Raw genomic sequence first — 22,256 nt, forward strand, 5'->3', positions numbered from 1 at the left:
GGTCTTTTTCTTCACGATATCGCTGTTCCAAGGCGTCACAACTCAGGTGGGGCTTCAGGGTCAACCTTTTGGGCATAAAACTTACCATGCTCTGTCTTAACAGTAAGTATACACCCGGATTTGATATTAACTGGTAGTCTATTTATTTGCAAGTCCCTAAGGTGGACAGCTTGGGTATTCAGTTTAGTGATCACATCGGACAGTGGAGTCAGCGCACTCCACTGTCCGATGTGATCACTATTTATTTTTTCAAATTTGACAGTACTTTTATCTGCTGAAATACTGCACCAGTTCGGTTTGCCGCAAACTGGGCAAGTGGTTTTTAGTTTTTTTACTGTAATCCAGTGGCTGTTATTAGTTATCATGGTTGTATGAAAATGTTTTTGTTTTTCTCACACTGTGAGAATTGTAGTTCTTTAAGGGCGCAGGTGCATTGATGTTAGGCACTGTGCCCTAATTTTTCAAGGCAGTACGCCCTTAAAGAACCTTTTATTTTTCACTATCGAACTTCAGTTAAACCCCATACGTGGCGCGATGCTCCGCAGAAGCTGCTAAAAGCGATCGCCAAGCTTTTGGGATCTAGTTCACTAATGCAGCCAGGGTTGTACTTTGGGTGCTTTAGTGTGTTTTAGTGCTATGAATAATAATACCGCCAATAAGCTCGTTCGCAAGCACCCGTTAGTACAATAGTTCTGATATTGACACTTAGAATCGTTGCACCGAGGCGGCTCTAAGTATTTATGAATTTTCGTTAAAGATATTATAAAGGTTTTGATAGCCTCCAACAGGGAATGCTCATTAATTTGCCAATCTTCTGATCATTGTTTGGGGGTTGGCGAGGATGACATCTTCTTATACCCGGGGTATCATCTAAACTGATCATTTTTTTTTGTTGCGATTGCTTGGAAAGATAATTCAACCAGGGTAATCGCATCTAATTTGGTATAAATTGTACTTGACAAAAAAAACGGTTGCATGAACAAGTCCTTCATCTCTCATCAAGGGTAACCTAGGATGTGTAAAGGGTTGTATTTTCTCGTCACTCATCATGGCAAAAGGTTTTGGCAGACCCGTTCTTAACACTCACAATGAGCATGAGGCTCAGATCCTGAAAAAGAGTGTACTCAATCATTTTGAGCATCTCGAGGATCCCCGTGTGGGTAGCAGAATCGACCATAATCTTGTCGGGATTGTTACCATAGCCATTTTGGCTGTGATTGCGGGTGCCGATGGGTTTGTGGCCATCGAAACCTACGGTAAAGCCAAGCTACAGTGGCTGGAAACATTTTTAGACTTACCTCATGGAATACCATCTCACGATACATTTGGTCGGGTGTTTGGCCTTCTCGATCCCCAGCAACTCGAAGCCAGCTTCCTGAGTTGGGTGGGCAGCATCACCGAGAGCTTGAATATTGAACTGATTCATATTGATGGTAAGACGGCCAAAGGCTCCTATGACCGTAACAACGACCTCAAAGCGCTTCACAGCGTCAGTGCCTGGAGCAGCGAATATGGACTGGTGTTGGCCCAACAAAAAGTCGAGAGTAAATCAAATGAAATCACAGCAGTGCCACTGCTGCTCAAGTTGCTGAACCTCAAAGGAGCGGTGGTGACTCTCGATGCCATGGGCACCCAAACCAACATTGCCCGACAAATTAAGGAAGCTGGTGGGGACTATGTCCTGGCGCTCAAGGGCAACCAGGGCAAGCTTAGTCAGCAGGTGGAACAGTGGTTTGCTATGGCCGAAGACCAGAACTGGCAAGGGATTGAATTGAGTTACCACCAAACGGTGGAGGCCGGGCATCACCGCTTAGAAACCCGTCAGGTGTGGGCGGTGCCTGTGAGTCAACTACCCCCGTTGCATCGGCAAACACAATGGCAAGGTTTAACCAGCGTGGTGATGGTGAAGCGAAGGCGGCAGTTATGGAACAAAACCACGACACAAACTCAGTTTTACCTCAGTGCCCTCGAACCCGATGGCCAGCAACACAACCAGGTAATTCGCTCCCATTGGGGTGTTGAAAATGGTCTACATTGGGTCCTTGATGTCACTTTTAATGAAGATGCCAGTCGGGTTCGCCAGGGCTATGCTGCTGAAAATCTAGGGCTGTTGCGCCGCCTGAGTGTTAACCTGCTCAAGCGCGAACCCTCCCGCCAGAGTCTCAAGATGAAGCGTTATAGGGCGGGGATGGATAATGACTTCCTAATCAAAATCCTGGCCGCCAGTGCGGCGAAGTGAGGCATTTTTTGAGGGTGATGCAAGATTGTTGAGGAGCAATCATTGGAGGTGATGGACTGAATCTATTAACCGAAGCCGGTTAGGCTCCAGGAGTGTTGACTAACAGGACTGGTACACACAAACGAGTACCATTAACTTTTCTGAGGGTATAATCAGCAATTCTACAGTCAAATTTTAGGTCAGGTTACTGTACTTTTAGAACTCTACTAAGATGCGATTACCCTGTATCTGGTGGTGAGGTAAATTACAACAAAGTATCTGGTAATGTAACTTACAACACTGAAAATCAAAGTCCAGTCATTGAAGGAACTAGTGGTAATGCTACCGTCAACATTACCTACAATAATCCTTCTCAACATTAGCTGAAGTCGCCTGGGGAGCAGGTTAACCAAATCCAAATTAGCAAACCAGACAATATTCCTCATAGCCATGTTGTCAAATTTGTTGGTCGTTCCAATGAATTAGACAATTTACACCAGGAACTCCAAAAAGCTGAACGGGTGGCCATATCCTCTACTGTTGCAAGTGTTACTGGAATGGGGGGCATTGGCAAGACTGAACTAGCATTGCAATACGCCTTGAAATTCAGGGAAAACCACTATCCCGGTGGAATTTGCTGGCTACAGGCAAGAGACATAGATTTAATGGTTACTGAGTTCCTTAAATACGCACGGATACAGCTTAAACTTAAGTTCCATGAAGATATAGTAGAAGAAGACAAAATCCCCTATTGTTGGCGTGAATGGCCGTTTTCTGGAGATATCTTAATCGTTTTCGACGATGTAACCAGTTACGAAAGCATTGAACCGTACCTTCCTCCCAACCAACCACGCTTTAAAATCATTGTTACCACAAGGCGGAAAAAATTAGCTGGGAAATTTGTACCAATTAACTTAGAAGTACTCTCAGAACCAGCAGCCCTGGAGTTACTTGAATCCCTTATTAGTAAATCCCGTGTGCAAAGACAACTAAAAGAAGCCAAAGCTCTTTGCCAACAACTAGGCTATCTACCCCTAGGTTTGGAATTAGTAGGCCAGTATCTTGCCGAAAAACCAGACTTATCCCTGCTTCAAATGATGCAACGCTTAAAAAGCAAAGGACTGGAACAGAAATCACTAAAAGAACCCATAACAAAAGTAACTGCACAGAGGGGAGTCAAAGCCGCCTTTGAATTAAGTTGGGAGGAATTAAGTAATCAATCCCAACAACTAGCGTGCCTGCTTAGTCTTTTTGCCTCCGCACCTATTTCCTGGTTATTAGTAGAGCAGTGTCTACTAGAAGAAGATAAAGAAGACTTAGAGGATATTAGAGACACCATTTTAGTCAAGCTGAGTTTGTTACAACACAAAGGCGAAGGAACTTACCAACTTCATCAGTTACTACGGCAATACTTCCGCAGTAAACTCGAACAGAGGTCAGAAGCAGAGAAGCTCAAACAAAGTTTCTGTAAGGTAATGGTACAAGAAGCACAGTCTCTCCCTCAAAGTCTCACAAAAGAGCAAGTAGACGGAATATCACCATTCATACCTCACGTAGTAGAAGCAGCAACAGAACTACAACAATGGTTAGAGGATGAGGATTTAATTCAGGCATTTATTGGGCTCGGTCGGTTCTATCAGAGTCAGGGATTCTACAAACTGGCAGAACCTTGGTTAAAGCAATGTCTAGAGGTTAGCCAACACCGTCTGGGAGAAAACCACCCGGATGTCGCTACCAGCCTCAACAACCTGGCAGCACTGTACCATAACCAGGGTCGGTACTCAGAGGCCGAACCCCTCTACCAACAAGCACTAGACCTTTTGAAACAGCTGCTGGGTGAACACCACCCGGATGTCGCTACCAGCCTCAACAACCTGGCAGCACTGTACCATAACCAGGGTCGGTACTCAGAAGCGGAACCCCGCTACCAACAAGCCTTAGATCTAATGAAAAAGCTGCTGGGTGAACACCACCCACATGTAGCATTCAGCCTCAACAACCTGGCAGAACTGTACTTAAACCAGGGTCGGTACTCAGAAGCGGAACCCCTCTACCAACAAGCCTTAGACCTAAGGAAAAAGCTGCTGGGTGAAAACCACCCGGATGTCGCTACCAGCCTCAACAACCTGGCAGCACTGTACTTAAACCAGGGGCGGTACTCAGAAGCCGAACCCCGCTACCTACAAGCTTTAGACCTAAGGAAAAAACTGCTGGGTGAACACCACCCGGATGTCGCTACCAGCCTCAACAACCTGGCTTTACTATACTATTACCAGGGTCGGTACTCAGATGCCGAACCCCTCTACCTACAAGCTTTAGAGCTTACGAAAAAGCTGCTGGGTGAACACCACCCGGATGTCGCTACCAGCCTCAACAACCTGGCAGAACTGTACAAAAACCAGGGTCGGTACTCAGAAGCGGAACCCCTCTTAAAACAAGCCTTAGACCTAAGGAAAAAGCTGCTGGGTCAAAACCACCCGGATGTCGCTATCAGCCTCAACAACCTGGCTTTACTATACTTAAACCAGGGTCGGTACTCAGAAGCGGAACCCCTCTACTTACAAGCTATAGACCTAATGAAACAGCTGCTGGGTCAAAACCACCCAGATGTAGCAGCCAGCCTCAACAACCTGGCTTTACTGTACCATAACCAGGGTCGGTATTCAGAAGCGGAACCCCTCTTAAAACAAGCCTTAGACCTAAGGAAAAAGCTGCTGGGTGAACACCACCCGGATGTCGCTACCAGCCTCAACAACCTGGCAGTACTGTACAAAAACCAGGGGCGGTACTCAGAAGCGGAACCCCTCTACCAGCAAGCCTTAGACCTAAAGAAAAAGCTGCTGGGTGAACACCACCCGGATGTCGCTACCAGCCTCAACAACCTGGCTTTACTATACTTAAACCAGGGTCGGTATTCAGAAGCCGAACCCCTCTTAAAACAAGCCTTGGACCTAAGGAAACAGCTGCTGGGTGAACACCACCCGGATGTAGCAGACAGCCTCAACAACCTGGCAGCACTGTACTTAAACCAGGGTCGGTACTCAGAAGCCGAACTCCTCTATCGTCAGGCACTAGAAATAGCTGTGCAGCAGTTAGGAGAGAATCATCCCTTAACCCAAACTATTTCCGATAATTTAAGCACACTATTAGATCAAAGTTGAGTCTCACCCCTCCTCTTCTTAAAACCCCAACTTCTGAACCGCCCTACGCTTAACCTCCTCACCCCGCCGGTCATACTTAGCCGTAGTCACAGGGGAAGCATGGCCAGATAGCTTTTGTACCGTCACGATGTCAATCCCAGCAAGAAGATATACAGAAGAGGCGGGACTCAGTAAGCCCATTTCACCCCATCAGTTGCGTCACTTTCTGCTCACTTAGTTGAAAAACAAGGGATTGATGATGCCCTAATCCAACCCTATTCCGGGCATTCTTTTCTACAGACAGGTGAAGTTCCCTGTAGGGGGATTATCAGTACTTAAAGATTTTTCCAAATTCTCATCGATGGAAGCTGAGTTAATGCATCAATGAAAATGAGGTAAATGGGTGGTGCGATGCGATCGCTATCAAGATAGAGTCCGAGCAAACAACTACCTACACCTCAACCCTCAGCACACAACCGACACCACCTATCCACAAAACCCCCAGCACATACCAGAAAACAAAAATACCGTGTACCCGAAAAGCAACCTCATTAGCAGAAACTGAGAACAGAAACTCCAGCCGTCGAGCTTCAACAACTGGGGAAACATTGGAATAAAAATCTCCCGGTGCTCAACTCAACCAATTATTTCGCTGCTCTATCTCCCCCAGACTTAACAACAACTACACCATTGAACCAGTACCTGATGGTATTACCCCGGTTACACCGGTTACACAAACTCAACCTACTGCACCAAAGCGCCACAGAATAAACGTAACAGTAACAGCACCGGAAGACATCAAGGTGAAGCAGGGGGACAGAGTAAAGGTAAGTGAAACGCTCTCGGACCGCACTGCTCAACGAAAAACACTGGAAGCAAGACGGAACCAGCTGCAAATCGCGATCAATCAGATGAGTTTACCACTACCCCCAATCCAACAACCACCAACACCTTCGTTTAGTGAGGAGGAGGCTGCGATCGCAAAAGCTCGGAATGATTTAGCATTGGTCGAAATGGAGATTGAAGCAGCTCCACCCCTCCGCTTCAAGATGGATTATCTCAATGTCATCCATGACCAGGATAAAATCCAGAAACGACAACGGTTACAGGAAAAGCGAATTAAAACACAGATTGCGATCGATTCTGCTATTGCTCGGTTAAATGCTGCAAAAACTCGTTACCAACAGCAGATTTACCGGCATTCTCTGGAGATGATGACGTATCAAACTAATCTACAGCGGCAGCAGTACCAGCTGGCATCTTTGGTGAAGCAATCCCAAGAAGTGGAGAAGGAGCTGGCAGAGTTGAGTATTGTGCGATTCTCCTAGGGAGACGCTACGCGAACGCCCTATGCTGGTCGGGTGAGACGGGTGAAGATTGTTTCACAGACGGACCGTGTGATAACTGCTGAGATTACTCTTGATGTTAGGGATGGTGGTTGATTTTAGGGCAAGGGCATGTTTGTGGTAGTGCTGTCTTTGTCCAATAAGTTGAGAATGATCAGATAGTGAAGTACTTTCGTTATAGGTTTTAGGGAGCAGGGAGCAGGGAAACAATCCTGTGAACCTCATAGTTATGAAAAACGCTCATTAGGAAAACTTCAGTCGTGACAGTATATACTTCACTACTCTTTCCCATTGCTCACTGGATATGCCAGCTTTTTTGAGCTTCTCAGGTGTTATCTCTTCCCCCATCACAAACATCTGGTAGAGGATGACCATGCGATCGCAGAACTCCTGAACGGTTATCCCCTCATCCTTAAGGTGTTGGAGGATCTCATCCTGATCACTTAACAGTAATTTGAACGTCATGTTCTTGCCCCGGGACTTAACTTGAGTTCCGGTGTCATAACCGTTTTTTCCCAATGGATTATTGATTTTGAATCCTTTGCTCTGAGTATTCATACTTATCTTGCTTCACTTGGTGTTGCTGGTAGGCTGCACCAGGCTTGTCCCTGTTTTAGAGAAAATCACCACTATTTTTCTCTAAAACGGAATCAGTCTGGACATGGCACTGGCACGCATTAGTCTTATCCTAAGTATACCACGGTTAAAACTAAAATGCTAGGAAATATTTTTCGATAAAATGACTTGACATTAGCTTTAATCCTTAGTATACTGAGGATAGAAACGGAAGGAAGTAAAGACCAAAGAGATTCCTTCCGTTGTCAGTCAAATTAGAGACTTAACTCAATATTATGCTATATGACCAATGGTTGGACTTCGAGCAAGAATCGAAGATTCATCAGACAGATGGTTTTGCTACAGAAACCATGCTCTCTTTCCAGGAAAGGGGCTATGAGGATGGTTATCTGGGGGTTTGGAAAGGCCGCTGCGATTACTTCAACCAATCCAAGCAAGTTTGCCATTCATCAAAAGTATGTCGAAAAAACTGCCGGTATATGTCAGGTTTTTCCTCTGGGAAACATGACGCGAAATTCGACAAATACTGGGCAAGTTTGAACCCTAATTCAACTACGGAGTTTTGAGAAAATGAATGAAACTAATTCTCAAAATGGGGCAAGCCCAATTTTACCTCCAGACCTATCGTCTCTCCGAAAGTCCATATATGAGCAGACTACTCGCGGCTGGATGCGAGAACTTCCAGAAATCATGTCTGACCTGTCGGCTCCAATCCCGTTGAAACTTGTTAGTTTCAAACCACTTTATAAGAAGTCCCCGGACGGAACTCAAAAGCTGATCGGACGTGCCCCTTATCTACGATCATCGACCATATCGTTGATATTAGATTACATCACTCCCGGCTGGAGCAAACTTGATGACATAACTATTTCATCCGACATGGTTATTGTCAAGACAAAAATTCAAATCTTGTGCGCTCAAGGGCTTTTTGAACGGGAAGGTGTAGGCTCTGAATCAACATCATCAACTAAATGGGGTGGTCCAATACCAAAAGCAGCAGCCCAAGCGATGCGCAGAGCAGTGGCTTTATTTGGATTGGGACGGTGTTATTGGGACTCTGAAACGGCACGAGCAACTGTTGCTAGTTATCAGAAAAAGTTCGGACTTCCTCCACTTGATGAATTAAACAAGGAGGCGTTTTGATGATGAACTAAAGCACCTAAACAAAATTAATTTCTTACTACCAATCTCTGTACCCGTTACATCGTAAGGTTTTGAGTTTTGGCAAATGTGTAATTAATTTTGTGCACCTGCTTAAGTTCTAACTAAAGTAGCGCGATCGCATGAATAATGGTGTGCGATCGCATTACTCCCTACTCCCTACTCCCTACTCCCTACTCCCGCACTCCGCTCCGGGGGTGCCGGGGCGCTGGGAAACCGATCAACTACTTGGCATCACCAGTAACCAGCCCCGTGCATCCCCCGGAGCGGAGTCTTTGCAACCTTCTGTAAATCCCAAAAAGAATGTATTTTCGTTGATTTTCACCGTATTTTATGGTATACTGAGGTTAAGACCAAAGAGAAAATAAAGCCATGATTAACTGTTGCATCACAGGACCACGCACCATAAGACCAGAGCATATCCGAGTAATCCAGGAAAAGCTAAACAGCATATCCCCAGAAACCTGGCACATCGGGGACGCCCCTGGGGTAGATACAATAGCCCTACATTTTTTAGAGAAAAAACACACTGTAACGACCTACCACGTGACGGGGAAAGAACGGTGGCACTTCGCAGAGCGAAGTACACGGATGATAAAAAACTGCATGAAAAACCCAGGAAGCTACAAATTGCTAGCTTTCCCAAACAAACCCTGCCCGCAAGGGGTACAACCAAAACCAACCTTCCACGGTTCCGGATCAGGAACCTGGGGAACCATAGCTCTTGCTTTTTATTATGGTTTTGACATCGACATAACTTTTTTAGAGAAAAATCCGCTGCCCGAATGGCTGAGTAAGCCAACCTACGAACAGCTCTCGCTTTTTTAACAACTTTGCCGACAACTAGGGGCTGGCCGGGGCGGCCAGCCAAAACCAGCCGCCCCGGTCAAAAACCAGAAACCAGCCCCGTGCCCAGCCACGACGCAACCCACGACGCAACCGAAGCCAACCCACCTTCGCTACCTCTTCCTCTCCCTCTCCTTCTCCCTCCATTTTTTTTAATGGACACCCCCCCTGGAGTTGAAAAGTGTAGCTCGGGCGGAGTTAGGAAAATTTAGTATAAATTTTCCTAACGGAGGTCGAGCGAACTTTTCAATCTCCACACTCCGCCTGGCCGACTAGGCTGTGGTCGCGCGAGGCCATTGGATCTGAGTGTTTTAGAGAAAAAATTTATGCCGAGCGCCGACCCAGCCGGGAACTGCAACACCGATCGGCTAGGTATTTATGCGAAGCCAAGGTATTTATTTGGTTTCCACAGCGCAGCGCGTGTTCGATGGTCTATGTGCAATCGCGTTTGATTGGGATGTTGGTCTTGCTGCTGGTGCGATCGCGTTTGATTGGGATGTTGGTTTTACTGGGGCGATCGCGTAGCGTGGCCATAGGGCAATCGCATTGCTGGTAACGGTGTTCTAGTTCAGATGAGTCTAACTGAATACCTGTGATCGCTTTTAGCGGTTCCAAAGAAGTATTGCAAAGGCAGGACAGCGGCAAGGTTGTGAGGGGAGCGTATGTGACCACTATATAGTTGGTTATTTAGGGCATCGCACATAACAGTAGTGAACCTTGTCCTGATCAAGTTAAACACCATAGGAATAAAGAACACAAGCAAATTTATTCCCACATAAGTATTTCCGAAATCCTGATTCATCGACTGTAGTTTACATCGAAAAGCAATGAATTATAGGAATTTTTGTTCTCTACTCCCTACTCCCTGTTCCCTGTTCCCTGTTCCTGTTCGACACGCCAAGCAGTTTCCCTCCCAATCTTCCCCGATTTAACAAACAACCACGAACCCCTCCTATAAGTATCCTCACCCTTCCTGGTGTGAGGTTTTACTTTTATCAATTCTCTAACCTCCGAAGTGGTTAATAACCACTGTTCTTGGGCAGCCATCTTCAACTGCTGCATGTATTCTATGGGGCTCAAAGGCTTCATTCTGTTGATATTGGCTCTCTCAATACCAGACGCGATCGCATCAATCAACACCTCCAATGCTTCCCGTTCTGCCTCCCAAGAACCTGTCCGGTGAACGTTCGGTGAACTGTTCGGTGAACTGTTCGGTGAACTGTCCAGGGAGATAGTTTCCTGACTATCTTCGGTAAATTCTTCGGTCAATAATGCCTCAAAGTCTTCAAAGGTTCCACCCCTTTCCAAATGGTTGTTTAAACGATCCAATTCCTCCAGTTGTCTACCAGATATAAAGGAGCGAGTCCCCTCTTTGTTTGTTTCAATATTGGCATGTTTGATTCGATCGTAAAGGGCGGTGCGACCTATCTTGTATCGGGTCTGTAAATCCTTAACGGGGATTTTGTCTATTTCTTGAGCCATAACCTTTGCTGGATGTTCGGTGAATGTTCACCGGGTGTTCGCCGGATGTTCACTGAACATTTTATATCTATGTAGAGGAAATAGGGAATCGGGAATCGGGAATAACGGGCAAGACCACCAAGATACCTGTTTAACTGCCCTGCTTGCACACCTGAGATTTTTTTGCATAGGGGCAAAAAAAACCTGATGACTGGACTTAGAAGGGGTAATAAATTAGGGGATCGCCTTCCCCAAGTAATAACAGGACTTATATAAGCACATTCGATGAGCATATAAAGTCACTGACAACCTCTATGTTGCATTTACCCCTAATTGGTAACTATGAAACTCAAACAGGTACTTCATCAAGTCAAAGTTTCAATATCCTGGTCACAAAAAACACCCCATAAAAATATAAAAAAAATAGCTTTTAAACTTTATCAAAATCGTCAAATAACAGAAGAAAAAGGTGATGCGGAACAAGACTGGGTTAAAGCTGAACAAATTGCCAACAATCCCTTAAGATTAATACTGTTTAAGTTTAATCAACCACTTATAAAGACAGAAAAAAAATTTCTAGAACCTTTTTTAGGTTACTTGAATAGGCTGGCAGTAATAGAAATTTTAAATCTTACTAGTAATATAACAATACTCATAGCTGTAATAGTTTTTGTCGCTAGTGAAAAGGATAGACGAGATAGTGAAATTTATCAAGCATGGCAGGTAATTACAGCAGCATATGGCCAAAAAGGTAGTGGTGGTAGAATACAAGCCCTAGAATTCCTGAACTCAAGACCAAGACGTAATCCCTGGTTTTGGTTGACTTGGGATAGAGAAAGTTTAAGAGGCTTGGAAGCACCAAACGCTTATTTGAGAGGAATTCAACTCTCTAATGCTGATTTAGGGGACGCTAATTTAAAAGGTGCTATTTTACAAGGTGCTAATTTACAGGAGGCTTTTTTAAGGGACGCTAATTTACAGGAGGCTTTTTTAAGGGACGCTAATTTACAGGAGGCTAATTTAGGGGACGCTAATTTAAAAGGTGCTATTTTAGGGCACACTAATTTACAGGAGGCTTTTTTAATGGACGCTAATTTACAGGAGGCTTTTTTAGTGAACGCTAATTTACAAGGTGCTATTTTACAAGGTGCTATTTTACAGGAGGCTAATTTAGGATTAGGTTTTTCTGTGTTTGTAAATCCAGGAAAATACTCACGAATAGTTGACGTGAAAGGTACTATTTTACAGGAAGCAAATTTACAGGAAGCAAATTTACAAGGTGCTATTTTACAAGGTGCTATTTTACAGGAAGCAAATTTACAAGGTGCTATTTTACAGGAAGCAAATTTACAAGGTGCTATTTTACAAGGTGCTATTTTACAAGGTGCTATTTTAAAAAATGCAATTTATACAGATAAAAGCACATTGAAAGTTACTTGCGAAAGACTTTATCTAAAATATCCTTGTCCCACTATATTTCCTGAAAACTTTAATCCTAAAACCGCCGGAATGAAACTAATAAAAGAACTTAAAGATATACCCTGACTCCCTTGAGTTGGGGATTCCCTTTTGTTGTTAATTTATTTACCGTCACCTCTGTTCTCATGCAGGGAAAGCTTTTGAGCTATTTTCACCCCACTGATTCCGCCACCTCTGTTGGTACTAGAGAAAGGATGGGGTAGTTCTTGCAGCGATCGCAATCAGACCTTCCTTCTGTTGGGAGTAGAGGGTGGTTGCATGGGGATACCGAAATAAATCGAGGTTGCCCGATGTACGGACAGCAAAGAAAAATGATTGCACCCCATACAGATGCGATCGCCCTTACACCACCCACATTTTTCTCTAAAACAGAACGGTTCCGTCTTAGACCACCGGGAAGACTCGTTTTTTCTCTAAAACAGAACGGTTCCGTCTTAGACCACCGATTTTTTCTCTAAAACAGAACGGTTCCGTCTTACACCACCCGCAACACTAATCAGCACAGGTTGATACTCTTCCCCAAGACCTTCTCAACTATATAGACATAGTCCTTGCCCTCCCTTTGGGCAGCTCGAACCAAAGGGAGCTTTGAGTGTTTAATTCCAAAGTTCTTACTTTGCCAGCCTTTCTTGGGGTTTACCAGAACCTTGATATTGATTCCCCAATACCAATCTTCGTCTTTGGTGCGATCGCCTTCCACCAGTGGGTATGTGCGCATAACACCATCTTTCCCCCTGCGATTAGCGGTGAACTTGTATAAGGTACCGTGCTGCTTGGAAGCATCTGGGAGGCGGCAGCATAAGCGGTCTTCTATAGTCAGTCCAAGTAGCTTCACCTGCTTAAACGGAATTCTGCTGTACTGGTTTCCGTACCACCACTCAACGTCTAAACGAAGGGTATCTCCCGGAACAGCTCGGATTACTGTCCCTATACGCCCATCCTTGGAAGCAACCAATTGACCAATAGCCTTATCATGGCAGTAGTCAACAATAGAGAGTTGTTCATGCTCCTCGATGGACAGCTGATTTTTTAGAGAAAAAGCTATAGCGCTATACTCATCCCCAGGATTTTTTAGAGAAAAAGCTATAGCGCTATACCCAGTCCCCTCTTTGGTACCAGACCCACTTTGCGGCAGAGAGGGCGAGGGCTGCCTGGGGGACTGATACTGTCTGGCCGATAAGTCTTCTGGCTTCTCTCCTTCCCCTTTGTCCTTTTTCGGCGTGGAGACAAACATCTCCGGTTCCAGGTAATCCGGTGGGAAGCCGTGCAACAGCAACATCGCCTGCACGCTCAATTGTGAGCCAGTGGGCAGAAGTCCCGAACTCTTCCACCAGCGTTCGCACTTGGTATTGCCAGCGCCCCTGCCTGATCTTCCACGTCCTGTCAGGAGCGTAGGACAGAGAAAAGACTCGGACTCTGCGATAGCTGCCGCCGATCTGGTGGCAGCCAAGGATGATTGGATCCAAGACTTCGTATCCAATCTCTGATACTTTTTCAACCCATGTCTCATATCCCCTATAGAGGAATCCTTCGGGTTGCTCAAGAAGGACCATCGAGGGTCGTCCTTCTTCAATGCATCTGATGAATTCTTTATATAGAGAGGACTCGGGATGGTCAAGTCCAGTCTTGTCGCCAGCGGATGATGTCCCAGAACAGGGGAATCCCCCAACCATGAAATCATACTCACCCAGCTTGGGGTGGAAACTCCTGATATCCCCAAAAATAGGATGGGAGAAGTTCCGCTCAAGGACTTTGATACAGGAAGGGTCGTTTTCCACGGATCCTTCCCACAAGAATCCCCCGATCTGTTTGGCAGCATAGGGGAATCCCCCAATCCCCTCAAACAAGCCGATGGTTCTGATAATTCTGATGGATTCACTGAGTCCATACATTGGTCTTGATGGTATTGCGTACACGACCCTCTCCTTTTAAATTCTTCCCCAGTGCTAGGGCGGGCTTCACATGGATTCAGATCAGAATCATGATTGACCTCATACTGATTGAGATCAAAAAGTTCACATTGCTTATATCGCTTTCGCTTGTATTGTCGTGACCTTCCTTTCTTGAATCTCTGATCCAAATCCATCTGATATGGATTTACTTGAGAATCAGGACTTGTCTCATATTGAGATAAATCGAAAAATTCACATTGCTGATATTGCTTTGGCTTCTGCGTTCGCGACCTAAGAGCCTCAAATTCCTCTATGTCCCCGTCCAAATCCGTCTGATGTGGATTTACCCCAGAGCTAGGATTTATCCCATATTGGGACAAATCAAAAAGTTGATATTGCATTGTTATTCCTCCCTACTCCTGCTCTGGATTCGTAGGAAAGCCCGATGGCGGCAAGTACTTTTGTATTAAATCCTTAAGTAGTGATTGTTGATGATGTCTGCGGTACTCAGCAAAGTTTTCTGTGGATATCTCAATAGCACTCTTTGCTGGAATCCAACTCACTTGATCTGGGTTACCCGATGGCTCAGATGGCTGGCACTCCGAATTACCCTGGGGTGGGTGATAATCAGGGTTATCGCACTTCATAGCAATGTACCAGGGCAATATCTGCCCGGTCTTGTACATTACTGTCCATTCTTTGGTAGACCCAGAAGTAAAACGATAAGTTTTAATTTTTGGGTTGTTATTACACCACTCAACAAAACCAGGGGGTGGGGATGGAATTGGATTCTCTTTGACCTGTTCATTAGCCTCAAAGTATTGCTCATCAACCCCGTCCTTCAGGGACTGAATGAATAGCCCGGTTGGGTTTTTTACCCACCCTTCCCTTACCGCCTCCTTTACCCGATCTAAGGCATGGGTAAGGTTTGCATAGAAATTGATCATGTACTTCATCACAGCAGCTGGCTTAATCTGAAGCCTTCTCAGCTGTATCTCTGCTGCTGCGATCGCACGCTTCTTCTCAGCGGCGGCGGAACTTACTTCCAGCTCTTCCTTTATATCCTCATTATCATTATCACAAGGGATGGAAACAGCTTCTACCCCTTGATTACTTTCTTCTTGGTCTTGATCATTTTTTTCTTCAACACACGGGTGGGTGGGTGGGTGACATGTAGAGTTTTCTAAAAAAGGTACTCTTTTATATGATTCAGGCAAAATGTCCGAATCGATACTACCCGGTTTGGCCGAATCGATTTGACCAAAACACTCAAGGATTTTGATGTCCTTGACTCTCTTCTTCAGCTCCTGGTAGTTAACTGAATACCAGTTCACCTGGTAGTATGTCCCGGAAGACAAACGCTTAATGTAGACTAAACCTTTTTCCCGGAGGTTTTTAATAGCCCTGCCAATGGTCTTCTCAGAAACTTTTATCCGCTCTGCCCACTTCTCATAAGTTCTGTAGAACCATCTTTTTTTATCTACTACATGGTTAAATATCCCAGCCCAGTAGTGAATTTCCTGCAATATGAAAGCTTCTACCTTCCCGACTGCACCTGCAAGTTCTGGTAGAAAGATCAAAGGTCTTTCGTCCGACAGAAGTTTTGTCGCACTTTTTGCGCTACAATTCAACATAAGTTTTATTTATTTGTACTTGTTCCCCGTCCTTTTTGCTGCAAAAGAGTTTGAGGATGGGGTTTTTATTTTCCTTTAAATTTAGACGTGATAATTATATCCCATAAAGCAAACAAGTAAGACAAGTTTGAAATTTTTTTTAGTAAACTTATTTTTTTATCAACAAAAGTACATAGTGCATTGTTAGGTGTAATGGTCATTGTCTTGCTTTAATGGTAATAGGATGTTTATGGGCTACGGGGTAGCTCTGGTGGATCTGGTGCGATCGCCTTTAGTGCATCCTGAAGGGACGATCGCGAATACTTACTCTGTCTGATATTGGTCAGAAACTTCTCTATGGACAAGATCAATTCGGGTAAAAGACCCATCAACTTCCTGTGTTAGATCTGAATCGTAGTTAAACACCACTCCAAAATCCACACTAAGAGCTGCCTCCAGTCTTCTTAACGTGTCTTCTGGGATACAGGTCACTGCCCCGGTCAATATCGAATAGATGCTAGCCCTTGGTATGCCAGATGCTCTAGAAACCTTTGTGATTCCTCCTTTTGACTGTTTACATAATCTATGAAGGATTTTTGGGAAGTTTTTAATTCTGACCTTTTTATCGCTACGAACCTCAATATAGCTCATTTACAAGAAGTTTTTATAATATTTCAACTTCTAAAGTGTAACACCTCTCAAAAAATCTTGTGTAATGCCTTGACACTTTGTTTAAATCACGCTACCATGTACACATGGATGAAAAAGCGAGTAGAACAAATCACACCGACTACTCGCTTTAGTAGACCCAGAATCAACTGGCCTAGACTCATTATTACTGTTTCTAGGTCGCCACAGCACCTAGACAATAAAAGATCGTGTTGAGCATGAAAAATACGAGACACACTGCGGGTAGTACTTGTTTACTACTCCTGGTTCGTGACCTTGGATGTTTTTGGGTAACGTGGTCACTGATTTATTACCTATGCAATGGAAGCGGGCTGTAACGATGGGGTAACGATTAATTGGCCTCACTACGGCGTACGCTTTTAGTTAGTAGTTAATAAATTGGCGACACCTAGACGTCTAAGAATTTTTTTAGACAGTCCATCTACTGTCTAACAGGTGTCTAATTCGTGCCACCGACACAAAATAGACAGTCTAATAAATGGGTTCTTAGACGCCTAACAACTTTCAAGTTTTTACAGTGTAATCTTTGTAGTCTGTCTACTTGATGTCTATTAGATACCTTTCCGTTTATTGATTCTATTCTCAACAAAAGCGGACAGGTGTTAGACGTCTAACAGCTTTCACTGTGTTTTTGTCACGGAAAACAACCCAATAAACATGTTTTTTGTGGGTAGTGAAGGGTAACAGGGCATCTTCGATCGCATCTCACTGTTACTTATTTGATCTACTCTCTACCTTGCTTTTGCCTCTTATTGCATATCTAACTCATTAAGGAGGTGATACGGATTAGAAATATTACAGGCCAATCTCAGTGTGATGGGACAGTAAATAGACAGTCTTTAGGCAATACACTTGTGAAGTGTGGGATGTTTGGCGCTACTGTCTCCGATACGGATATGGCCTTAATTTACAACGATTTCTTTGCCTACAACTTGCCTTTGAAGGCAACAAGAAAACAAGTAAAGGAGACGTTGGGATTCAGCGAAAAAACGCTCAAGAGATGGCAAGTTTTTATCATTGACGTCAATAGGATTGACTCTGAATATCCCTACAGAGAGATTCATCTCAACTTTTATTCAAAGCAGGGATGTCGTCGAAATTCAATTCTTAGAGGCTTAACCCTCTATCAAGTCTTCGTCTTCTTTTTGATTCATTATTTGAGGAAAGCGACGCAGCTTAGCTACGAACAGACAGCTTATTACTTAGACAAAATCCTGGAAATATTCAACGTAGAGGAGTTTGAAAAATGGAAACTAAAGACTTTGTAACCTTTCAAGAAGCTTTAGAAGTTCTCATCAACCACCAGGGGATGACAAAGAATGAAGCTACAAGTGCCCTAGAAAAGTTAGGAAAGGCTCAAGGATTTAATCCCTATGATGACCAAATCCCTTATGAAGCCTTCTTCCAATTAGAAGGAGCCGCAGATGTCACTGGCAAAGCTGTCCAAAAAGCACTAACTGGTAGTACTTCTTCTGCGATCGCTCCTATTGCTTCTAAAGAGGAAGTAGAAAAGTCTCTAGTCACTTCAGTAAATCAGAGCCTAGTTTCCCGTGGACTGGCTGAGTTGCCAGCTGGCCTCATCATCGACATGATGCCTGAGCGACTCCAAGCCTACCGAGAAGCATTGGGTCTAATTGATGAGGTGGCTTTTGAGACTGCGGTGCTGGAGCAAGATCAAAAGATGAGCGAAAACCTCAACCGGTACCGGCAGGCCAATAACGAAGGACGGAAAAACCTCCGTCAGTTATTCAACCCTGAGACACGGAAGGCACTTGTTAATGGGTTAATGTCTCGTGTTGGCATCACTACTGAGGAGGTGGATGCTGAGGTGGAAGAGTTCAACGCTGAGTGCGCAGCAGAAGACCAGGCTTACCTTGAAAGCAAAATTGTTCAACCCAAAGTTGTGACTCAAGAGGAAGCGATCGCTCACCTCAGGCAGAAGATGGTCAAGTTAGGTATTGACGTATAAGGAGGGACAAGCGGGTGTCAAAAGATGCCCGCTTGTTAAATGCGAATGGATAAATACTACATTAGGCCACTATTGCCTTCACTACTATCATTCGGACTTCTAGTAATACCTTTCGCTTGTCAGCAGGCATGGAAGGCTGACACCAAGATGAGAGTTGACCTAATAGAACAGGATGGAGAGATCTTGAGAGCGAAACTGGACAACCAGCTAAAGGAGAAAGAAGTCTACGCCCGAAATCTAAAACTTCACCCGACCGAGCGTCACAGTTTTCAGTTCACTTTCAATCCAGAAACCAGAAATGCTTTCCCTATCAAATCGGAAGCGATCGCTAACCAAGTGGAAAACTCTCCTAGAGGATTTGTTTATTACTTCGATATCTCCACCCCTCAGAGGTTCGTTGGCACCGCTTGGAAAAATGAATCCGGTTCTGTGTCTTGGGCATTCCTGTGGGAGAAGGACGAACGAATCCGCAAATTAGCGATAGATAGACAGAGGAGTTTATATGAGCAAGTCAGGTTCTAACAGTGACCGCCGTGGTAAGCGAATTCTGGTTGATATTATTGACTGGATTCAAGAGGCTATCGACTGGATTTTTGACTGCCTGTCAGCTTTAATAGCTGCCCTTGGGTTCGTACTTAAAAACTTCCTTCTCGGACCCGGTATTTTGGCATTTAGCTTCGTAGCTTTTATTTATTGCCTCGCCATATCTCTAGATAACTTTTACACCCATCCTTCGGGGTTAGCCTTAGCCCCTAACCCATTCACCACTTGGGTCGGCATCAAAGCTTATTTTACTAAAAGTTTCTATGATTCAGAACTTTTTTTTCACTTTATTTTGATGTTGGGAATGAATGCTAGCCAAGTCGTTTTGACTGGTATTAACTCCAACCCAGATGCCTCGGGAATGAAGAAAGTTATCAGAGGTTTTCTGCGCCTCTTTGGTTATTTCCTGTATGGGGTTGAAATAGCTATGGCATTTGGCGTTAGGCCAATATTTGGAGAAGGCATTGGTGGTTGGACTGTCTTAGGTCTATTACTATTCAATCCCCTATCTGCTTTCGCCCCAGGAATTGGTCTTAATATCTTCAAACTTGGCTATGGATACTTCAAGAAATTCGTAAGCTCTGGTAATAGGTAAAACTTAGTAAAGCTCCCGGTTTTATACCGGGAGAAACAACAATGAAAAGAAATGTATTGAAAACTCAAAAAGCTCCTCTTGATTTTACTCTGAAATATCCAGATCTAAATCTATTAATCACAGACCCACCTATGTGGTTGGCTATTCGGGATGATTATTTAATCTACGACGCGACAAAGAGACGTCTAGGATGTAACCTCTCCAAAAGCCTGGGTGTTGTGTGCTCTGTGGCCGCCTTAGCAACAATTAACGTAAATCCTTTATCTCCTTTAGCTTTGATTTTTGGAGGACTTGGATATGCCTGGACAGTAGGGAAAGACTTCAGTATTACTGACAATCTAAGGCCGCTCCCATTCGTTCCAGATGCCAGAAAGCTATGGGATGAGTTCACTAAACATGAAGATGATAAAACTGAAGACAACCAAAATGATCTGTTCCAAGGTAAACAATTAAAGTGCATCGACTGGCTATCAGAAAGAGAAAGACATGAAGCTGCCTTCTTGGCAGAGTATAGAGGGGTTTTAGGACATGTTTTAACAGGGGTGGGAACCAAAAGGCGTTTTGTCACTTACCTAACTATACTCAATGACTCTTTTACTAATAGAGATAACTCTCGGTATTGCCGTCACCTTAAGGAGTTAAAAGATGGTCACGAGCTAATCGAAATGATTTCAATTCAGGATTTAGACGCTCTAGGACGCCAGCTTTATCCATCAAAGAGTATGAGAGTCATTTCGGCTGTCCAGACCCCAGAATTAGAGCCTGCCGTAGATAGAGATGTGGCTGCTGGTACTTATGGATATGAATTTCAAGGTAGTCTTGGGGAAACTATTGATGTGCCTAGTAGTTACAAAGGGTTAGTCGAAGGGATTGAAATTGAAAACGAACCACAGAATCCAAAACCTAGTAATCCAGTCACCTCGATATTTTCTGGTTTTTCTAAAGGCAGAAAGAAACAAAAGCCCATTGGCTATCAAGTATTCTCAAATACTATTTATGACCCTTCCTGTGTCTTGGGATGGCAAAGGGGTGGAAAGACCTTAATGTTGGCAGAAACTTCTAAATTGGAGGCACAAAAAGGAGCGAAGATTTTCTATACTAGCATGGCGGCTAAAACTCCTGACATGGATGGTCGCTGGAATCATGCTTACAGAAAGATAGAGGTGAATCTGAGTAGACTCTCCAGAACTGAAGCTGCCAAGGTTATCAGTGAAGCCAATGAAATGTTAGAAGAGTTTTTGTTGCTTGAAGGGGAAGATAGACTGTATATCTTAGACGAGTGGATGATTACAGCGGGTCAGGTTCATAAATACGCTGACTTACTTCTTCCTTTTCTCAAAAGTGTTTCATCCGCTATCAGTGAAATGGCTTCATCTGGAATCAAAGATAATGCCGCAATCCACGTACTTGCTCCCAACTTTAGAGCGAGTTCACTGGTTAAAACTTATGGGGTTTGTCCGAAGGATTTGAGACTGGTTTTGGTCTCAGTTAATGACGGTCACTTTATCGAATGTAACGGCAAAAAGATTGGATGTAACAAAGCGGTTTTAAAAACAGCAAAAAATAACTTTGATACCCAATTTGTCGAAATGCCCCCAGGGTTGGAAGGCGATCGAGTGGTCTTGATAAATGGGGACTGGATGACTTTAGGCGATGCAAGCAATCTCCCTAAAATTGAATCTAAGACTACTTCTGCTCCCAAGACTAAAGAAAGCTCCACCCCAAAAGGTGGCAAGACAGCCAAAAACTTAGGGAAGAAAGTGCGATCACTAGACCCATTAGAACTACACAAACTTCTTGAAAAAACATCACAGCGCTGGCTTTGGGAGTTTGTGGTGAATGACCTTGGTTACGAAAACCACGACCAGATCCTTGAGATGGTTAACCTCATAGCCCATTACCTTGGACAGACCGATCCTAAGCTTGGCAAGAAATTTGTAGTAGGAGACGTCTATCGCCCTGAACTTGCCCGGCTATCGTACAAAAGTCGGAAAAAAGTGCGCTCCGAAACAATCGCGTTAACCGATGGTACTTGTTGTTTGTGTCAGGAATCTGAAGCGACTAAGGTCTACCAAACTAATTATGATGGACCACGCGATCGCGCCGGGCATAATTCATTTCCAGTTTGTTATGACTGTCAAGAAGATATCTGTTACAGCAAGCAAAACTGGGAACCTGGCGGTAAGAATATCTGGGATGCCCATGCAACTGAAGCTTTTTCCCAGTACATCACCAGAGCTGCGTTAGAAATGGTGTGATTTTTTGGGGTGAATGGTGATGATTAAAGTAAGTAAACAGAAAGTCAAAATTTATTCCAAATATTAAAAATGTGAACATCGGAGTTTATGATCAAATCGAAAAGGAGGCAAAAAATGGATTTTAAATTATTTATCAATTGCGCGCTTTTAATATCTTATTAAATTCAAGTAGCATAGTAGCATTTGGGTGCTTTAATGCCCACTATGATATGGCTTTACGGTATCCAAAAATGATAATTACGTGTGCTTTTTACGTCGCTTTTTGCGGTAAACATGCCTCCTGTTAGACTTGAAAATTGTTTTATTTTGCCTGGAATACCTAGAAATAAAGATGGGTTTTGAAGATACAAAAATTAATCAACAACCTTACAAATTATCTTTATTTTTTTATCTAAATCAATCAAAAGGCGATCGATTCGCAGTTAAATCTTCGACCGCCTTTGATTGTTCACTACTCAAGCAAACCTAC

24 protein-coding genes and 2 pseudogenes are annotated in these 22,256 nt (G+C 44.0%); 16 read left to right on the forward strand and 10 right to left on the reverse strand.

Annotation, left to right across the window (positions count from 1 at the left end):
- Positions 1-1,048 precede the first annotated feature (1,048 nt).
- Positions 1,049-2,239, forward strand: coding sequence for an ISAs1 family transposase (locus F6K49_RS14335; protein WP_293097590.1), 1,191 nt, complete (start codon positions 1,049-1,051; stop codon positions 2,237-2,239).
- Between the two features lie 416 nt (positions 2,240-2,655).
- Positions 2,656-5,379 carry an FxSxx-COOH system tetratricopeptide repeat protein gene (fxsT, locus tag F6K49_RS14340; RefSeq protein WP_293097703.1) on the forward strand — a complete coding sequence of 908 codons (2,724 nt, stop codon included), beginning with the start codon at positions 2,656-2,658 and terminating at the stop codon, positions 5,377-5,379.
- Positions 5,380-5,397: 18 nt separating this feature from the next.
- Here the strand turns inward: fxsT and F6K49_RS14345 are convergent, their stop codons facing one another.
- A complete protein-coding gene (locus F6K49_RS14345) occupies positions 5,398-5,559 on the reverse strand; it encodes a hypothetical protein (RefSeq protein WP_366514182.1) in 162 nt (53 codons plus the stop codon).
- A 602-nt stretch (positions 5,560-6,161) separates the two neighbouring features.
- Here F6K49_RS14345 and F6K49_RS14350 point away from each other — a divergent pair.
- Entirely contained in the window at positions 6,162-6,686 is a 525-nt protein-coding gene (locus F6K49_RS14350) for a hypothetical protein (protein ID WP_293097593.1), read from the forward strand.
- A gap of 54 nt (positions 6,687-6,740) precedes the next feature.
- On the opposite strand, the gene F6K49_RS14355 is transcribed toward F6K49_RS14350, so the two are convergent.
- Positions 6,741-6,929, reverse strand: a complete 189-nt coding sequence (locus F6K49_RS14355; RefSeq protein WP_293097595.1) for a hypothetical protein — start codon at positions 6,927-6,929, stop codon at positions 6,741-6,743.
- Between the two features lie 18 nt (positions 6,930-6,947).
- A complete protein-coding gene (locus F6K49_RS14360) occupies positions 6,948-7,262 on the reverse strand; it encodes a hypothetical protein (RefSeq protein ID WP_293025695.1) in 315 nt (104 codons plus the stop codon).
- A gap of 293 nt (positions 7,263-7,555) precedes the next feature.
- On the opposite strand from F6K49_RS14360, the gene F6K49_RS14365 reads away from it, so the two are divergent.
- The 4 genes from F6K49_RS14365 to F6K49_RS14380 all read left to right on the forward strand — a co-directional run bounded on the left by F6K49_RS14365 (position 7,556) and on the right by F6K49_RS14380 (position 9,269).
- Positions 7,556-7,846, forward strand: coding sequence for a hypothetical protein (locus tag F6K49_RS14365; protein ID WP_293097598.1), 291 nt, complete (start codon positions 7,556-7,558; stop codon positions 7,844-7,846).
- Between the two features lie 4 nt (positions 7,847-7,850).
- Positions 7,851-8,423 carry a hypothetical protein gene (locus F6K49_RS14370; RefSeq protein ID WP_293083350.1) on the forward strand — a complete coding sequence of 191 codons (573 nt, stop codon included), beginning with the start codon at positions 7,851-7,853 and terminating at the stop codon, positions 8,421-8,423.
- 140 nt (positions 8,424-8,563) lie between these two features.
- Positions 8,564-8,809: a hypothetical protein gene (locus tag F6K49_RS14375; protein WP_293097601.1), complete on the forward strand. Its 246-nt coding sequence runs from the start codon at positions 8,564-8,566 to the stop codon at positions 8,807-8,809.
- Positions 8,810-9,047: 238 nt separating this feature from the next.
- Positions 9,048-9,269: a hypothetical protein gene (locus F6K49_RS14380; protein WP_293083344.1), complete on the forward strand. Its 222-nt coding sequence runs from the start codon at positions 9,048-9,050 to the stop codon at positions 9,267-9,269.
- 450 nt (positions 9,270-9,719) lie between these two features.
- Here F6K49_RS14380 and F6K49_RS14385 read toward each other — a convergent pair whose 3' ends face one another.
- The 3 genes from F6K49_RS14385 to F6K49_RS14395 all read right to left on the reverse strand — a co-directional run bounded on the left by F6K49_RS14385 (position 9,720) and on the right by F6K49_RS14395 (position 10,945).
- Positions 9,720-9,902, reverse strand: coding sequence for a hypothetical protein (locus F6K49_RS14385; protein ID WP_293097605.1), 183 nt, complete (start codon positions 9,900-9,902; stop codon positions 9,720-9,722).
- 243 nt (positions 9,903-10,145) lie between these two features.
- Complete coding sequence (locus F6K49_RS14390) at positions 10,146-10,769, reverse strand: hypothetical protein (protein WP_293083338.1); 624 nt, start codon at positions 10,767-10,769, stop codon at positions 10,146-10,148.
- Entirely contained in the window at positions 10,754-10,945 is a 192-nt protein-coding gene (locus tag F6K49_RS14395) for a hypothetical protein (protein WP_293025681.1), read from the reverse strand. Before F6K49_RS14395 ends, F6K49_RS14390 begins: the two co-directional genes overlap by 16 nt.
- 145 nt (positions 10,946-11,090) lie before the next feature.
- Between F6K49_RS14395 and F6K49_RS14400 the strand changes: the two are divergent.
- The 3 genes and pseudogenes from F6K49_RS14400 to F6K49_RS14405 form a co-directional block, all read left to right on the forward strand.
- A pseudogene (locus F6K49_RS14400) lies at positions 11,091-12,062 on the forward strand (pentapeptide repeat-containing protein); the annotation flags it as partial.
- Positions 12,044-12,166: pseudogene (locus F6K49_RS53360) on the forward strand (pentapeptide repeat-containing protein); the annotation flags it as partial. The pseudogenes F6K49_RS14400 and F6K49_RS53360, both read left to right, overlap by 19 nt.
- Positions 12,167-12,433: 267 nt before the next feature.
- Positions 12,434-12,685: a hypothetical protein gene (locus F6K49_RS14405; RefSeq protein ID WP_293083332.1), complete on the forward strand. Its 252-nt coding sequence runs from the start codon at positions 12,434-12,436 to the stop codon at positions 12,683-12,685.
- Positions 12,686-12,723: 38 nt separating this feature from the next.
- Here F6K49_RS14405 and F6K49_RS53365 read toward each other — a convergent pair whose 3' ends face one another.
- Entirely contained in the window at positions 12,724-13,182 is a 459-nt protein-coding gene (locus F6K49_RS53365) for a hypothetical protein (RefSeq protein WP_365940212.1), read from the reverse strand.
- Positions 13,183-13,318: 136 nt separating this feature from the next.
- Positions 13,319-14,032: a DNA cytosine methyltransferase gene (locus F6K49_RS53370; protein ID WP_366511377.1), complete on the reverse strand. Its 714-nt coding sequence runs from the start codon at positions 14,030-14,032 to the stop codon at positions 13,319-13,321.
- Between F6K49_RS53370 and F6K49_RS14415 the strand changes: the two genes are divergently transcribed.
- Positions 13,955-14,128 carry a hypothetical protein gene (locus tag F6K49_RS14415; protein WP_293083329.1) on the forward strand — a complete coding sequence of 58 codons (174 nt, stop codon included), beginning with the start codon at positions 13,955-13,957 and terminating at the stop codon, positions 14,126-14,128. The two genes, F6K49_RS53370 and F6K49_RS14415, sit on opposite strands and share 78 nt — an antisense overlap.
- Positions 14,129-14,532: 404 nt before the next feature.
- Here F6K49_RS14415 and F6K49_RS14420 read toward each other — a convergent pair whose 3' ends face one another.
- The gene (locus F6K49_RS14420; RefSeq protein ID WP_293083326.1) at positions 14,533-15,699 is read right to left on the reverse strand and encodes a hypothetical protein; all 1,167 of its coding nucleotides are present in this window, start codon (positions 15,697-15,699) and stop codon (positions 14,533-14,535) included.
- 357 nt (positions 15,700-16,056) lie between these two features.
- Positions 16,057-16,383 carry a helix-turn-helix transcriptional regulator gene (locus F6K49_RS14425; protein ID WP_293083323.1) on the reverse strand — a complete coding sequence of 109 codons (327 nt, stop codon included), beginning with the start codon at positions 16,381-16,383 and terminating at the stop codon, positions 16,057-16,059.
- Between the two features lie 815 nt (positions 16,384-17,198).
- Here F6K49_RS14425 and F6K49_RS14430 point away from each other — a divergent pair.
- The 5 genes from F6K49_RS14430 (at position 17,199) to F6K49_RS14450 (ending at position 21,787) form a co-directional block, all read left to right on the forward strand.
- The gene (locus F6K49_RS14430; RefSeq protein WP_293097618.1) at positions 17,199-17,690 is read left to right on the forward strand and encodes a hypothetical protein; all 492 of its coding nucleotides are present in this window, start codon (positions 17,199-17,201) and stop codon (positions 17,688-17,690) included.
- The gene (locus F6K49_RS14435; protein WP_293097621.1) at positions 17,669-18,391 is read left to right on the forward strand and encodes a hypothetical protein; all 723 of its coding nucleotides are present in this window, start codon (positions 17,669-17,671) and stop codon (positions 18,389-18,391) included. Before F6K49_RS14430 ends, F6K49_RS14435 begins: the two co-directional genes overlap by 22 nt.
- 147 nt (positions 18,392-18,538) lie before the next feature.
- Positions 18,539-18,913, forward strand: coding sequence for a hypothetical protein (locus tag F6K49_RS14440; RefSeq protein WP_293025665.1), 375 nt, complete (start codon positions 18,539-18,541; stop codon positions 18,911-18,913).
- On the forward strand, positions 18,894-19,529 hold the full coding sequence (locus F6K49_RS14445) for a hypothetical protein (RefSeq protein WP_293097624.1): 636 nt from the start codon (positions 18,894-18,896) through the stop codon (positions 19,527-19,529). Before F6K49_RS14440 ends, F6K49_RS14445 begins: the two co-directional genes overlap by 20 nt.
- 41 nt (positions 19,530-19,570) lie before the next feature.
- Positions 19,571-21,787 carry a hypothetical protein gene (locus F6K49_RS14450; RefSeq protein ID WP_293097627.1) on the forward strand — a complete coding sequence of 739 codons (2,217 nt, stop codon included), beginning with the start codon at positions 19,571-19,573 and terminating at the stop codon, positions 21,785-21,787.
- Positions 21,788-22,256: the final 469 nt, after the last annotated feature.

It is taken from the genome of Moorena sp. SIO3I6, assembly GCF_010672095.1.

Bases quoted from the DNA above. Each gene is read 5' to 3' on its own strand.
- F6K49_RS14355 (WP_293097595.1), bottom strand. From the start codon at position 6,929: ATGAGGTTCACAGGATTGTTTCCCTGCTCCCTGCTCCCTAAAACCTAT.
- F6K49_RS14335 (WP_293097590.1), top strand. From the start codon at position 1,049: ATGGCAAAAGGTTTTGGCAGACCCGTTCTTAACACTCACAATGAGCAT.
- F6K49_RS14415 (WP_293083329.1), top strand. From the start codon at position 13,955: ATGGGAGAAGTTCCGCTCAAGGACTTTGATACAGGAAGGGTCGTTTTC.
- F6K49_RS14360 (WP_293025695.1), bottom strand. From the start codon at position 7,262: ATGAATACTCAGAGCAAAGGATTCAAAATCAATAATCCATTGGGAAAA.
- F6K49_RS14440 (WP_293025665.1), top strand. From the start codon at position 18,539: ATGAGAGTTGACCTAATAGAACAGGATGGAGAGATCTTGAGAGCGAAA.
- F6K49_RS14450 (WP_293097627.1), top strand. From the start codon at position 19,571: ATGAAAAGAAATGTATTGAAAACTCAAAAAGCTCCTCTTGATTTTACT.
- F6K49_RS14345 (WP_366514182.1), bottom strand. From the start codon at position 5,559: ATGGGCTTACTGAGTCCCGCCTCTTCTGTATATCTTCTTGCTGGGATT.
- F6K49_RS14425 (WP_293083323.1), bottom strand. From the start codon at position 16,383: ATGAGCTATATTGAGGTTCGTAGCGATAAAAAGGTCAGAATTAAAAAC.
- F6K49_RS14365 (WP_293097598.1), top strand. From the start codon at position 7,556: ATGCTATATGACCAATGGTTGGACTTCGAGCAAGAATCGAAGATTCAT.
- F6K49_RS14380 (WP_293083344.1), top strand. From the start codon at position 9,048: ATGAAAAACCCAGGAAGCTACAAATTGCTAGCTTTCCCAAACAAACCC.
- F6K49_RS14390 (WP_293083338.1), bottom strand. From the start codon at position 10,769: ATGGCTCAAGAAATAGACAAAATCCCCGTTAAGGATTTACAGACCCGA.
- F6K49_RS14370 (WP_293083350.1), top strand. From the start codon at position 7,851: ATGAATGAAACTAATTCTCAAAATGGGGCAAGCCCAATTTTACCTCCA.
- F6K49_RS14375 (WP_293097601.1), top strand. From the start codon at position 8,564: ATGAATAATGGTGTGCGATCGCATTACTCCCTACTCCCTACTCCCTAC.
- F6K49_RS14445 (WP_293097624.1), top strand. From the start codon at position 18,894: ATGAGCAAGTCAGGTTCTAACAGTGACCGCCGTGGTAAGCGAATTCTG.
- F6K49_RS14435 (WP_293097621.1), top strand. From the start codon at position 17,669: ATGGAAACTAAAGACTTTGTAACCTTTCAAGAAGCTTTAGAAGTTCTC.